This window comes from Porphyromonas asaccharolytica DSM 20707 (genome assembly GCF_000212375.1).
GTDB lineage: Bacteria > Bacteroidota > Bacteroidia > Bacteroidales > Porphyromonadaceae > Porphyromonas > Porphyromonas asaccharolytica.
Map to the genome: position 1 here is coordinate 1,322,616 of NC_015501.1, position 14,948 is coordinate 1,337,563.

The following is a 14,948-nucleotide window of genomic DNA, read 5'->3' on the forward strand; positions in this document are numbered from 1 at the left end:
AGATTTATAGGCGATAATGAGGTGGTAAGCGTAGTGTGATGGTGGTTCCTTGCTCCGAAGAGTCTATACCGAGGTCTATCGCATAGCCTAGTCGATTGAGGAGGTGGATACGCTTCTTCGTTAGCTCCAGACCATAGGAGTGATAGCTGAGCTTGGACTTGTGTTGTAGCTTTTGGGCTTGCTGTATGCCGATACCATTGTCAGCTATCTGGATGGATATGGCTCCACCCTGTTGGTCTAGAGAGATGGAGACTTGTAGCATCGCTCTACGGGCATCATTGAGAGGCAGTAGTCCGTGACTTATAGCATTCTCCACAAAGGGCTGCAGGAGCATCGGAGGTATACAAACCTGATCGGAAGATATAGCCTCCTCAATGGTAATCTGAAAGGCAAAAGCATCTGGGTGTAGCTCCTGCTGAAAGCTCACAAACTGCTCCGTCAGCTCTAGCTCTCGCTGTAGCGTAGTCCAGTGCTGTGCTAGTGTAGAGTCTAGCGCACTTACAGAGCTTTGTATCGAACTATGGAGGAATGCTCGTATGAGCCGACTCAGACTGACCAACTGTCGCTCTGCCTCTTCGGTTTTCTGTAAGTGTACCTTAGCCTGTACCGAGGTCAGGACATTGTATACAAAGTGTGGATTGAGTTGAGCTTGTATCGTATCCATCTCAGCTACCTGAGCTTGCGTAATAGTCTCAGAGAGGCGTCGCTTAGTACGTAGCAGGAGGAGCACACTCCCCACGATGGCTAGCAGCAGTAAGAGGACAATGCTCGGGACAAACCACACCTGATTATAGAAGGCTCGCCTTACCGATATCTCTAGTTCATATAGCTCCTGCTCTGAGCAGACCTTATCAGTCCCTTTGTATAGCACCTGCACCTGCAGTGTCGTCGTGCCATGAGGCAAGTTGGTCAAGACGATATAATCCTCATCCTGAGCCTTGCTCCAAGGTGCTGTGCTACTCGTCCGATAGCGATACACCAGCGGATAGGGACGACTATAGGCCAGCGTCGTAAGCGAAATGGTCACAGACGATCTATTGGTCGGGAGGCTCACTCGTCGCTGATTATATAGTATAGGCGTGTTATTATAATAGGAGAAGAAGAGCTTGGCTCCGTGCGTAGCTGTCGGTCTTAATAGTTTGGGGCGAATAGACGCTAGCTGCGAACTACTAGTCACCCAAATGTTGCCCTGAGAGTCCATATATGCGCCAGCCTGCCCAGGCTCCTCTACACGAAAACCATTGGACGCATCGATATAGCCCCACAGCTTCACTCGTCTCGTATGATGAAATGCTTTGAGATCGATGATACAGAGCCGATCGCCCTGCGACACCAGTAGTCGCTCGCTATCTATCGGTAGGACGAGGGCGGTCACCTCTTGGAACTCGGGATCATCTACTACGCAGATTTGATCTTGCTTAGCATCGTAGTAGCATAGTCCCATATCAGTGGCAAACCAAGTCGTGCCATACGCATCTGTCGCCATCTCCATACAGAAGTATGGGGCGCCTCGCTCGTTAGCATACCTAACTAACGCTCCTGTGTCGTAGTCATAGCGGTAAATCTCTCTACCACCCAGCCAGTAGCTCCCGACAGAGTCCCGTGTGATGGAGAGTATATTACCCTGTATTGTGACACTCTTATATTGTGTGACTGTACGCTGTACTTTACCCTCTTCGTCCCATATAGCAAAGCTACCCATACCTCCTCCCCATATAAGCCGACGCTGAGCGTCGTAATAGGTATAGAAGCAGAGCTGCTCATGCACCCCTGTACGCTCTAGCTCTGAGACCTTACCACTCTTCGGATTATAACGTATCACTCCTTTAGAGTGTGGAAAGTAAAGCACCCCACGGCTATCTCGTACAGGATGAAAGTAGTACCCTTGATCTAGCTCGCTAGTAAGTGAGAGCGACTCTACCTGATCGCCACGGATGCGCTTGATCTCGTGCGTAAAGGAGCTAGCGTATATTGTGCCATCATCGCCAGCGACACAGCCCCACACCTCAGGCAGTAGCTTCGCATCGTAGAGCTGAATCGCATCAGGCAATACCTGTAGCATACCGCGCTCTGTACCAAGATAGATGCCCCCCTGATGGTTAACGACCATATCTGTGATATACCCCCACTGCGATATATACTTACTAAGATTTATCAGCTCGCCATAATTTAGGAACTGTAACTCTCCTAAATGTAAGCCCGGCAGTATGACATTGCTTACCCCATACCAAGCTATCGGGAGTGGCTCTACCCAACGCCCTCCTACAGAAGAAGCTATACGACTAAGCCCCTTAGCAGAGAGAGCATAAAGCTCCACCGTCCCCACCTCTCGGCTAAAGGCTATACAGACCTCGCCCCGAGGCCCATAGAGCAGACGCTTAGACTGTTGCTGTAGTTGCTTAGGGAGGTCAACGGTTGTGATACGCCCCTCTCTCGTCACCCGCAATAGCCTCTCAGAGTCATCATCATACGAACCTACGAGGTAGAGGTCGTGGTGTAGCTTATCATAGCGCATCGGAGAGTGTACCGAGGTGACCCCTGGAGAGAGAGGCGTCTCTTGCAGCCTCCCCTCTGCATAGTGACCGACTACAAAGCGAGACGATGCATCCCGCTTGGCATACCACAGGGTACGCTCTCCACCTAAGGTTGCGGCATATAGTCCCGCCAGAGGTACAGGGAGTGTCTGTACACTATCGCCACTGATCTTTGAGACACCTTGCGTCGTAATGATCCATACAAAGCCATCTTCATCCTCCTCAAGATGGACGACCTCTCCAGCTGACAACCCCTCCCTAGATGCCGTAAAGGGGTGAAACCGCACGCCATCAAATCGACCCACACCAGCCTTCGTCCCAGCCCATATATACCCGCGACTATCTTGCATCAACTTAGTCACCTGACACTGTGGCAATCCCTGCTCCTTGGAGTAGCGTATGCTCTGCACCCCCTCCAAGCTTTGTGCCTGAAGAGTTCCTATGACTAGTAGCCATAGGGCTAGGATTGTCATAATAGGAGTGTATTGTTGTAGATGATAAGACTTCATCGGTTCACAAAGATACATATTTAGAGACTAGAGCGACTAAGATTTTGACTTTAAGCTCAGAAGCTCTTGTGTCGCAGAGAAGAGATAAAAAAGAGACTGTTGCAAAAGTCTCAAAAAAGACTGCTACACTGACGTGATACTCATTCACTTCAATGCAGCAGTCTAATAAGCAGGATTGATCGTTTACTTCTTGACCACTAGTCGCTCCTGCCATCCAGTGCCTACGAGGAGGTAGACACCATCGCTGAGAGCTGTCAGGTCAATCTGTAGATGCCCCTCTGCATCTGCTTGCATAGCGCACAGTAGCTCGCCAGTCATACTGTAGAGCGTGACCTCGCTAGCAGGGTCTACTCCCTCTACGATAATGTACTCTCTAGCAGGATTGGGGTAAAAGCGAATAGCTTCGGTATTGACTTCCGCTATATTCGTATGGTCTACGAAGGTTGCCTTCACGTCGGTAGCACCCTTGACGACAAACTTCTTCGTGGCAAGGATATCCTCTCCGTTGGCTGTGAGGGCGGTCAGCTCGCATTGATCGTTCTTGCCCGTAGCTTGAACTGTCAAGGGAGTCCCATAGGGTACAGCCTTGAGATCTACGTTCTCGACAATCGAAATCGTACCATGCTCATTGCTCGTTAAGGTCACGGCAAACGCCATCTTCGTAAAGGTTGCCTTTACTTCAGTAGCACCTTTGACGACGAACTTCTTCGTAGCGAGGATATCCTCACCGTTGGCAGTAAGAGCAGTAAGCTCATATCCCTCGGCTGGAGTAACGGCAATCGTTAGCTCTGTGCCGTAGGGGACAGCTGTGAGATTGTCGGCTCCCGTAGCGGTAAGCGTACCTTCGCCCTCCTTAGTCAGCGTCACGGCAAACGCCATCTTCGTAAAGGTTGCCTTTACTTCAGTAGCACCTTTTACAACGAACTTCTTCGTCGCGAGGATGTCTGTGCCGTTGGCCGTGAGAGCTGTCAACTTGTAGCCGTCAGCCGGTGTCGCTACGATGGTCAGCTCGGTACCCTCCGGAACGGCGTTGAGGTTGTCCGCACCGGTAGCGGTGAGCGTGCCTTCGCCCTCCTTAGTCAGCGTTACCTTTAAGGGTTGTGTCTCCTCTTCGCCCTCGTAGGCAACATACTTTTGGGTATTGGATTTGTACTTTAGCGTATTCCAGTTCTTTCCCTTGGCAATAGCGACATCGGATTTAAGGCAAATATTGCCCTCAGGAGCCGGTTCTTGCACTACGGTAAATTTACCAGCATTCTTTCCGGTACGGTCTGGTAGACTGTTCACCAAGCGGGTCATCTCTTTGCCTTTGATTTGATTGCCGTGGCAGTTAAGTGTTTCCAATTTGGTATTTTTGGAAACATCCAATGCCGTCAGTTGATTGTTGTAGCATACAAGCCATATCAATGCGGTGTTTTGGGAGACATCCAATGCGGTCAGCTTATTGCCGTCGAAGAAAAGTTCTGTCAACGCAGTGTTTTTTGATACGTCTAATGCGGTCAGCTGATTGTCAGAGCAGTAAAGCTTTTCTAGTGCGGTATTCTGGGATACATCCAATGCGGTCAGCTTATTGTTGAAGCAACCTAGGGTTGTCAAAGCCGTATTCTTTGATAGATCCAACATGGTCAGCTTATTGTTGAAGCAGTCAAGCCATATCAGTGCGGTATTCTGGGATACATCCAACGCAGTCAGCTGATTGATGCCGCAGAAAAGCTTTGTTAACACGGTGTTTTCGGAAACATCCAATGCCGTCAGCTTATTGTCAGAGCAGGAAAGCTTTGTTAACACGATGTTTTGGGAAACATCCAATGCAGTCAGTTGATTTTGCTGGCAGTTAAGATTTGTCAACTCAGTGTTTTGGGATACATCCAATGCGGTCAGTTGATTTTGCTGGCAGTTAAGTGTTTCCAATTTGGTATTCTTGGAAACATCCAATGCGGTCAGTTGATTTTGCTGGCAGTTAAGTGTTTCCAATTTGGTTTTCTTGGAAACATCCAACGCCGTCAGTTGATTGCGGTAGCAGTCAAGCCTTGTCAATGCGGTGTTTTGGGAAACATCCAACGCCGTCAGTTGATTGTCGTAGCAGTCAAGCCTTGTCAAGGCGGTGTTTTGGGAAACATCCAATGCCGTCAGTTGATTGTCGTAGCATTTAAGCTCTGTCAAGGCGGTACAGCCCGAGACGTTCAAGCTGGTCAGTTTGTTGCGGTGGCAGTAAAGGTCTTTCAAGGCGGTACAGCTCGAGACATCCAAGCTGGTCAGTTGATTGTCGTTGCATTTAAGCTCTGTCAAGGCGGTACAGCCCGATACATCCAAGCTGGTCAGTTTGTTGCCGAAGCATTTAAGCGATGTCAAGATAGTGCAACTAGACACGTTCAAATTGGTCAGTTTGTTGTTCCAACCGTTAAACTTTGTGACATTGCCTCGAATGATGACAGTTTGGCTGGTAAGTGTGTAGGGAGCGGAGCCTCTGGAAAACGGCTCTTTGACACCCTCGATGGTGACGTTGCCACCCCAAATTTCTAATGTGATTTTCTCTCCGACGGCCTTGGAGGTGGTCATCGTGATGACACCCTCGCTACCAGTGCGGAGTGCATCGGAGGTAGTAGACGAGGGCTGGGAGGATTCCTCGGCTTGTAGCCCTATCGAGGTGAGGAGCGTGCAGAGTAGGACGCACGCCCAGTGGTGTAGTCTTCTTGTCATATTAATTGGTAGTTGATAGATGATTGCTTCGTGTAGTTGGCTAGGATCTAGCGATTCTAAATACCCCTAGAGAGTGCATAAATACCCTCTAGGGGGTACTAAAGAAGAGGCTTATAGACAGCACAAAGTTACAATCCTTAAGGGCTATCAATCAAGAGCAAAAAGGGCACTTCTCGGGATTTGTCCAAATACAGCAGAATCCGATATGGTTTCTCCAAGATTTGGACGAAATTCTTCTCTTGGACTCGATGCCGTAACGCTCACGAGTAGGGATATCTAAACGAGTAAAGACCTGCTTTCTAAGTTTATATGCAAGTAAAAAGCGAAGTTTTTTTCTCGTTTCGGAAGCTTGGTCGACTTCTCTTCGGGTGAACCGCTCGGCGGGGTGGAAGCTCCCACCGTAGGGGCGGACCTGTGTGTCCGCCCGTCCTCACCTGAGCGCAGTCTATTCTGCGGGCGGACACGTAGGTCCGCCCCTACACAAGCTACGTCAGCACGACAATTCCACTCATCAAACGCTGTAACCCCGATCTGCTTTCTAAGCTTATATGCAAGTAAAAAGCGAAGTTTTTTTCTCGTTTCGGAAGCTTGGTCGACTTCTCTTCGGGTGAACCGCTCGGCGGGGTGGAAGCTCCCACCGTAGGGGCGGACCTGTGTGTCCGCCCGTCCTCACCTGAGCGCAGTCTATTCTGCGGGCGGACACGTAGGTCCGCCCCTACACAAGCTATGTCAGCACGACAATTCCACTCATCAAACGCTGTAACCCCGATCTGTAGGGGCGGACACTTAAGCCGAGCGTTCCTACTGGTCACTACTCGTAAGATTTGTGGAATCTAGGGAAATCATTTTTTGAAGGGAGACATGTTTAGTTTCATAGGAAAGAAACTCTAGTTTCATACAGGGCTGACGCATTATACACAATGAGTTCATCTACCTCTCTACTCCTCGCTTGTCGCTCATGTGCAGCTCTTGAAAAAACGATTATGATGCTTCACCTTGGCTAGGAAATTCAACGCTGGCTTGTTGCAATAATTTAAGGTTGACTACATATCGATACGGCGTGTCCTCTCCTGAAATAGTACACAGTTGGGGAAGCCAACCCCAACAACTATGAAACAAGAAAAAAGTAAACTAGGACGAAAGGGATATCCCCTAGATTTCAAGTGGAGAGTCATTGACGACCTCCTAGCCACCGGTGACAGCATTGCCACCACCAGCCAGCGCTACGGCATTACCACACGCACCATTCGAAATTGGTTGCGTACCTTTGATGTAGAGTTACCCAACCAAAGCACCAGTAGCACTATGAGCAAGACAAACAAGAACAAAGACGTAGATCCAGAGTACGCAGAACTCAAGCGTGAAAACGCTCGTCTCAAAGCAGCCCTCTTCCAGGCTGAGAGCAAGGCATTAGTCAACAAGACACTACTCGAAGTGGTCTTGAATCGCTACCACATTGATCTAAAAAAAAAGACCGATTTGCAGCCGTGAGACAGCTTGAGTCCGCCAAAGAGAGAGATCAAAAGCTCTCCATAACCTACCTTTGTCAGCTGTTAGAAGTCAGCCGCAAAGGCTACTACAAGCACACCTTCACCGAGCAAGACGAAGATGTCAAAGTAGCTTCCGTCCTACACTATTGCCAGTATGTGCGCGGTCAGCTCCCCAAAGCAGGCGTAGACACCATCCAGCAGTGTGCCAACGAATACTTCAAAGGGACCTTCCAAGTAGGTCGAGACTGGCTCTACAAAGTGTTAGGAGCCAACGATATGCTACTAAGAAGTCGCAAGCGCAAGCGTCCACCCCAGACGACCAAGGGAGTGGTCAATCACGGCTTCCAAGACCACCTGAACACCACCCCTAAGTACATAGCCACCGACCATTGCCGGCTCACCGTCTCAGACATAACCTACGTCAAATGTTTAGGGGGCTTCGCATATCTCTCCCTGACGATGGACGCTTATAGCCGCATCATCACCGGCTTTGACCTGCAGCCCACGCTCTCCACAGAGGGTCCCTACAACGCACTAAGACAGACCGTTGACTTCTATCAGAAGCATGGCTTTGACCTCAAAGGGCTCATCTTCCATAGCGACCGAGGCTGTCAATATGTCTCCAAGCAGATGACGGACTACGAGGCCAGCCTAGGCATCGTAACCAGCGTCACCCAGACCGGAAACCCCCTTCACAACGCTATGGCTGAGCGACTTAACGGGATCATCAAGAACGACTGGCTTTACAACTTCGAGGATAAGCCCATAGATCAAGTTCGAGAGATCCTCTCTCAAACGATTGCTCTCTATAACACAGCGCGACCTCATCGAGCCATCAACAAGAAGACTCCGATGCAGATGCTCATACCAAATTACCCCAACCCTCTAACCACCCAACCCTCTAAGAACCAGATAGCTAAGAACAATTCTCCCAAAGCTCTGAGCCTCAAATCTCCGAGCTCATGCCGCTTAACTCCCAACAAAGACCTATCTTTGTGTACCTCCGCAGTAAAGACGACGACAAGTCGTGTACCCTAGCAGGAGCAAAACTAACAGATGAGAACGCTCACAGGATTAACAAAAACAACCCGTGTATCATCTCAGTAACACCTTCCCAACTGTGTACTTTTTTCAGGAAGAGGACAGCGCTGTATCGGGAAAAACTGATTTCCACGTAGATATTTCGAAATATCTAGGTGGAGAATTTTTATTTTCCACGTGGGGAAGAAAAAATTCTTCGGAGGAATCAAATGAAACTTCGGAGGAAATGAATCACGCCCACGTGGAAAATAAAAAATATCCACGTGGAGATTTGAGATTTTCCACGTGGATATTCGAAAAAGAATGGAATCGGACGAATTTCCCTGTAAAGATCTGTTATTAGAGGTTAGAGATTAGAGGGCTGACACATTATATTATAGTGACCTCATCTATTCCTCGCTTGTCGCTCATGTGTAGCTCCTAACAGAGCGATTATGATGAGACTGTTGCATAAAGGCGAATCGCTGTGTTGCTTTCGGGATTCGGCTTCGGTCACATACGTAGGTATGTGAGCTTCAGACCTCACCCTCAGCGCCTTGCGCTTCATCCTTTCTGCAAAGTCTAGACAATCTTGCAAGCACGATTGTGAGACTGTTGCAAAAGTCAACAGTCTCATAATGCGTCAGCCCTCCAGTTTCATACGGGAGAAACTAAAAGAGACTGCCACACGATGGTGAGCTTAATCGCTTGCCACCATGCCGCAGTCTCTACTATAGAAAAGGGGGTAGCCCTACTTCTTGACCACTAGTCGCTCCTGCCACCCAGTGCCTACGAGAAGGTAGACACCATCGCTGAGAGCTGTCAGGTCAATCTGTAGATGCCCCTCTGCATCTGCTTGCATAGCGCACAGTAGCTCGCCAGTCATGCTGTGCAGCGTCACTTCGCTAGCAGGTGCTATACCCTCCACGATGACATAGTCAGTCGCTGGGTTCGGGTAGAGCTTCACCTGCTGCGTGACGGTCGTCTCCACGCCCGTATGATCCACAAACGTCGCCTTGACCTCCGTCACATCTGTGACCACAAAGCTCTTTGTAGCGAGGATATCCTCGCCGTTGGCCGTCAGCTCCGTCAGGACGCACTGCGCATTCTTGCCCGTAGCCTTCACCGTCAGAGTCGTACCATACGGCACTGCCTTGAGGTCTACTGGCTCAACGATCGTGATCTCGCCATGCTCGTTACTCGTCAGCGTCACTGCAAACGTCTTCTTCTCAAAGGTCGCTTTGACGGTCACATTATCCGTGACAACGATCTTCTTCGTAGCGAGGATGTCCGTGCCGTTGGCAGTAAGCGCTGTTAGCTCGTAGCCCGTAGCAGGTGTAGCGTTGATGGTCAACTCTGTGCCGTAAGCGACTGCGTTGAGGTCGCTCGCACCCGTAGCGGTGATCGTACCCTCACCCTCCTTGTCGAAGGTGACAGCGAAAGTCTTCTTCGTAAAGGTTGCCTTCACTTCGGTGGCTCCCTGGACGGTGAATTTCTTGGAGCTTAGGATGTCTTTGCCATTAGCCGTCAGAGCGGTCAGCTCGTAGCCCTCGGCTGGTGCAGCCTCGACTGTGAGCTCCGTACCGTAGGGGACTGCGTTGAGATCGTCAGCGCCGGTGGCTGTGAGCGTACCTTCGCCCTCCTTTGTGAACGTTACGGCAAAAGTCTTCTTCGTAAAGGTTGCCTTCACTTCAACCGTCTCCTTCACGGTGAACTTCTTGGAGCTTAGGATGTCTTCACCATTAGCCGTTAGAGCGGTCAACTCGTAACCCTCGGCTGGTGCAGCCTCGACTGTGAGCTCCGTACCGTAGGGGACTGCGTTGAGATCGTCAGCGCCGGTGGCTGTGAGCGTCCCTTCGCCTTCCTTCGTAAATGTCACGGTATAGCTCTTCTTCGTAAAGGTTGCCTTGATCTCGGTGTCTTCCCTGACGCTCAGCTTCTTCGTCGCTAGGATGTCTTCGCCATTAGCCGTCAGAGCAGTCAACTCGTAGCCCTCGGCTGGTGCAGCCTCGACTGTGAGCTCCGTACCGTAGGGGACTGCGTTGAGATCGTCCGCACCCGTAGCTGTGAGCGTCCCTTCACCTTCCTTCGTGAATGTCACGGTGTAGTTCTTCTTCTTCGCAAAGGTTGCCTTGATCTCGGTGTCTTCCCTGACGCTCAGCTTCTTCGTCGCTAGGATGTCTTCGCCATTAGCCGTTAGAGCGATCAGCTCGTAACCCCTCTTGGGGCTGTCTGTGATGGTTAGCTCGGTACTCTCCAGTACGGCATTAAGATCGTCTGCGCCAGTGGCTGAGATGGTACCGTTGTCGCTCTGAGTCAGCGTTACGGCAAAGGTCTTTGTCGGGTCCTCGCCATCGTAGCGGTATACTTCCAGCTTTCCGTTTTCCACTGTTGCTAGACCTACTACCCAATTCTTAGCCCTAGCTATGGCGACATCGCTCTTCAGACACACATTGCCTTCGGACCCCAAAGAGCCGTCTGAGGAGACAATGATGAATCCATTCTCTAGCCCTGTGCGATCAGGCAAGCTGTTGACTAGTTGTAGCATTGACTTCCCTTTGATCTCGTTGACATAGCAGAGAAGAGTTGTTAAAGAGCTACACTGGGAAACATCTATATCAGTCAATCTATTTGCATTGCAATACAATGTTGTGATATTTCCACGCATAGTCACTTGCTGGTTGGTGAGTGTGAGGTCAACCGAGATCGATGATCTATGGTCACCAATAGCTCCCCCGATAGAGACATCACTGTCTGCCCAGTAGGCAAGACGGATGCTCGTTCCGACAGATTTCGCCGTGGTCATCGTGATGACGCCGTCGCCAACCTTCGTAAAGGTTGCCTTGATCTCGGTGTCTTCCCTGACGGTCAGCTTCTTCGTCGCTAGGATGTCTTCGCCATAAGCCGTTAAAGCAGTCAACTCGTAGCCCTCGGCTGGTGTTGCTTCAACTGTGAGCTCCGTACCATAGGGGACTGCGTTGAGATCGTCAGCTCCCGTAGCTATGAGCGTCCCTTTGCCTACCTTCGCGAACGTTACGGCAAAGGTTTTTGTTGGGTCCACGCCATCGTAGCTGGATAGGTACAGCCTTCCGTTTTCCACTCTTGCCAGATTTGCTTCCCAATTCTTAGCCCTGGCTATGGCGACATCGCTCTTCAGACACACATTGCCTTCGGGCCCCAAAGAACCGTCTGAGTAGACAACGAAGATGCCACCCTCTAGCCCTGTACGATCAGGCAAGCTATTGACCAGTTGTCGCATTGACTCCCCTTTAATCTCGTTGGCAGAGCAGAAAAGAAATCTTAAAGAGCTACACTGGGAAACATCTAGATCTGTCAATAGCTGCGTAGAACAATCCAATTCTGTAATATATCCACGCAAAGTAATTTGCTGGTTGGTGAGTGCGTACTCTACATAATAATAATTTGGTCTAGGAGTGCCCTCTGCTCCCTCGATAGAGACATCTCCATATGCAGAGTAAGCAAGCCTAATGCTCTCTCCGACAGATTTCGCCGTGGTCATCGTGATGACGCCGTCGCCCTTCGCAAAGGTTGCCTTGATCTCGGTGTCTTTCCTGACGATCAGCTTCTTCGTCGCTAGGATGTCTTTGCCATTAGCCGTTAGAGCGGTCAACACGTAGCCTTCGGCTGGTGTTGCTTCAACTGTGAGCTCCGTACCGTAGGGGACTGCGTTGAGATCGTCAGCTCCGATGGCTGTGAGCGTACCTTCGCCATCCTTTGTGAGCGTTACGGCAAAGGTCTTTGTCGGATCCTCGCCATCGTAGCGGTATAGTTTCAGTTTTCCGTTTTCCCATACTGCCTGAGCTACTTCCCAATTCTTAGCCCTAGCTATGGCGACATCACTATTCAGACACACATTGTCGTCTGGTCCCAAAGAACCGTCTGAGTAGACAACGAAGAGTCCATTCTCTAGACCTGTGCGATCAGGCAAGCTATTGACTAGTTGTAGCATTGACTTCCCTTTGATCTCGTTGGCAATGCAGAGAAGAACACTTAAAGAGCTACATTGGGAAACATCTAGATCTGTCAATCTATTTTCAAAGCAATACAATGCTGTGATATCTCCACGCATAGTCACTTGCTGATTGGTGAGTTTGTAGTCTACAAAATCGCTTGGTCTAGGGGTGCCCTCTGCTCCCTCGATAGAGACATCTCCATCTGCATCGTAATAAAGCTTGATGCTCTCTCCGACAGGTTTCGCCGTGGTCATCGTGATGACGCCGTCGCCAACAATGAGGTCTTTCGTACAGGTGACTGCGAGTGAGCCCTGCTCTAGCATAGGGATGAGACCAATTGGAGATCCCTCATCGTTTACCTCAATAAAGGTCGCTGTGAGGGTGAGCTCATCGCCAACCTTAGCATTGATATAACGAAGCTCGTCCTTTAGATTAGGTGTAAAGGTGACCTCGTCTCCCGCTGGGATAGAAGTTGTTTTTGTCCACCGAGTGCTTTGCTTATTATCACCCTTGCTAAGCTCCCAGCGATAGAAAAAGCGACCTTGCGAAGAAGGCGTTGTCGTCCCGACATTGCGTATGCGTATCTGTGAGAGGTCTCCAGTAGATAGGTTGGCTGTGACGGGCTGATCCGATGAGAGGACGTAAGCCGTGCGTACCTCGGTAGCTGGCTGAATGGAAACCGTATTAGACCAAACAGAGGTAAAGCTCCCTCCCACGAAATAGCCCACCTCTAGCTCTACATCTCCTGAGCCATAGGGGAAGCGATCTATGTCAAAGGTCACACGCTCCTGACCTCCAGCCTCAATGGCTGGTAGGATATTGAGGAGCGGTTGATACTGATTTTCGCCCGCCTTTCTTGCGAAGAGGTATAACTGATTAAAGTACTCAAAGCGTCCCGTATTTCGTAGCTGGAGGGAGACTTGACTCTTTTCATAGCCTACGATACGGTTCTGATCAGATCCTGCAACGAACTCTAGCTTAGATTGATTGGAGCTAGCATCTTCGGTAACTGTATAGGAGCCATCGCTCTCTCGTGAGATGGTGAAGGTGCGACGATACTGATCCTTGGCACGCTCATGCTGCCCACAAGGTCTCCACGAAGCAGAACCAGCTGCGTCTTTAGCTCGATAGGCGAGGAAGAAGTCCCACGTACCCTCGTTTATATAGCGACTGAGCTGGAGTCTTTGAGATTCAACATTTGCACCATTATAGAGAGTCTCTATATGTGCATTGAGTGCATACTGATCTAGGTAAGTCGTATCGGCAGAGCCTAGACGTGTGACACCATAGGTAATGAGGTCATCATAAGGTGTCGCATCGTCTGCGAGAAATACTTCGTAGTTTGCAGTGGCGTCTAGTGTGCCTTCGTCAAAGCGCATACTGAAGCGCCAAGTGGTGACTACGGAAGACGCCGTCCGCTGAGAGGTACCCGTACGATCAGGCTTAATCCCGATGACCGCTCCCTGCCCTAGGCTAAAGCCACCACCGGCTCCACCACCGATGCCTAGGTCTGAAGGGACCAGGTAGTTGAGGTTGAAGTAGCCATCGCTCATGCCTCCCCAGCCCCAATTGATATGAAAGAGTCCCTCCATATCGTAACCATCACAGACAAAAGCATGACCACCGCCACTACCAGTACCACTATAGACTACAGGACGAGCGGCTATCAGCTCGGCACGTAGCATCTGCTCCCAAGAGGACTGAGTATAATTGCTTCGACTCTTGAAGCTCACCCTCTTGTCATAGCGGAAGTGATCTGCCAAAGCTCGTGCTACAAGGGGCGTATAGGAGCCACTACCACTGGGTGCGTACATCATCTCGACAGCGACACCAGCATGGTAGGCAAGCGTAGAGAGTGCTTGGGTCTCCTCAGAGGTCGCAGACGATGGGTCGTTATACCGCTCAGGCATATGCGCCCAGTCATACGTAGTAGCCCCGTAGTCTACACTATGCTGGCGGTTACTTCTTTCTTCCGTATAGGAGAAAGATCCCTCACCTTGCGTAGGCCACTGATAATAACGCATCACCTGCGTATAGGCGGTTGCGACACAACCGACTGGCATATGCTCTCCTTGATTGTCGGTAGGAGTCTGATTATTCCACGGGGCACTCTGATTCCACTGTATGTTTCCCAACAAAGGAGCAATCTGTGCTGGCTCTGTAGCGGTTAGGGGTGTAGGTCTGAGAGAGCTACGCAAACCTACACTAGAGGTAAGCTCATCGATACGCTCCTGACAAGCCTTGAGAAAGGCTCGGAGCTGTTCGGGCATATCCTGCTCAAGGACTTGTCCAGTCGTAGCGTAGCCGATATAGGGTGTCAGCTCATCATCACCAGCGATGATGACGAAGCCAGCATTGCTACCTCTATTATAAATATAGTAGTAGCGAGCCTTGTCGCCCGATAGGGTGCGTAGCTCTACACCAGCACTCTGACGTATCGGAGCTGATACGAGACTGAGCGGTTGTTGCGCAGGAGCCAACACCTTATGTGCATAGGCAACTTGATGGAAAAACTGCTCGGCGAGGTGTCGAGCTTCACGCTCGCTCAGAGGCCGAGCAAAGAGCGCACTCACACTACAGAGTAGTATGAGCGAGAGGGCAAGCAAATGTCGCCAACGAATTTGTAGAGAGTTCATATATGATTGATTAGAATGTTGTCGAGATTGATTAGAATGAGGCTAGTCGCATCGCTTTATATGACAAGGTGATGACCTGTAGAGA

Annotated in this window: 6 protein-coding genes; 3 read left to right on the plus strand and 3 right to left on the minus strand. The window is 50.1% G+C overall.

What is annotated here, in order from left to right; all coding sequences use genetic code 11:
* Positions 1-4: 4 nt before the first annotated feature.
* Positions 5-3,061: a sensor histidine kinase gene (locus PORAS_RS05225; protein ID WP_245528008.1), complete on the minus strand. Its 3,057-nt coding sequence runs from the start codon at positions 3,059-3,061 to the stop codon at positions 5-7.
* 165 nt (positions 3,062-3,226) lie between these two features.
* Positions 3,227-5,743, minus strand: coding sequence for an InlB B-repeat-containing protein (locus tag PORAS_RS05230; protein WP_004330282.1), 2,517 nt, complete (start codon positions 5,741-5,743; stop codon positions 3,227-3,229).
* A gap of 1,110 nt (positions 5,744-6,853) precedes the next feature.
* Here PORAS_RS05230 and PORAS_RS05235 point away from each other — a divergent pair.
* The 3 genes from PORAS_RS05235 to PORAS_RS09010 all read left to right on the plus strand — a co-directional run bounded on the left by PORAS_RS05235 (position 6,854) and on the right by PORAS_RS09010 (position 8,617).
* Positions 6,854-7,234 (plus strand): transposase, encoded by a 381-nt coding sequence (locus PORAS_RS05235; protein WP_013760378.1) that lies wholly within the window; start codon positions 6,854-6,856, stop codon positions 7,232-7,234.
* Entirely contained in the window at positions 7,231-8,271 is a 1,041-nt protein-coding gene (locus PORAS_RS05240; RefSeq protein WP_013760460.1) for an IS3 family transposase, read from the plus strand. The genes PORAS_RS05235 and PORAS_RS05240 overlap by 4 nt, the downstream gene beginning before the upstream one ends.
* 82 nt (positions 8,272-8,353) lie before the next feature.
* The gene (locus PORAS_RS09010; protein WP_155811472.1) at positions 8,354-8,617 is read left to right on the plus strand and encodes a hypothetical protein; all 264 of its coding nucleotides are present in this window, start codon (positions 8,354-8,356) and stop codon (positions 8,615-8,617) included.
* A 387-nt stretch (positions 8,618-9,004) separates the two neighbouring features.
* Here the strand turns inward: PORAS_RS09010 and PORAS_RS05245 are convergent, their stop codons facing one another.
* On the minus strand, positions 9,005-14,863 hold the full coding sequence (locus PORAS_RS05245) for a C10 family peptidase (RefSeq protein WP_013760461.1): 5,859 nt from the start codon (positions 14,861-14,863) through the stop codon (positions 9,005-9,007).
* Between the last annotated feature and the right edge of the window lie 85 nt (positions 14,864-14,948).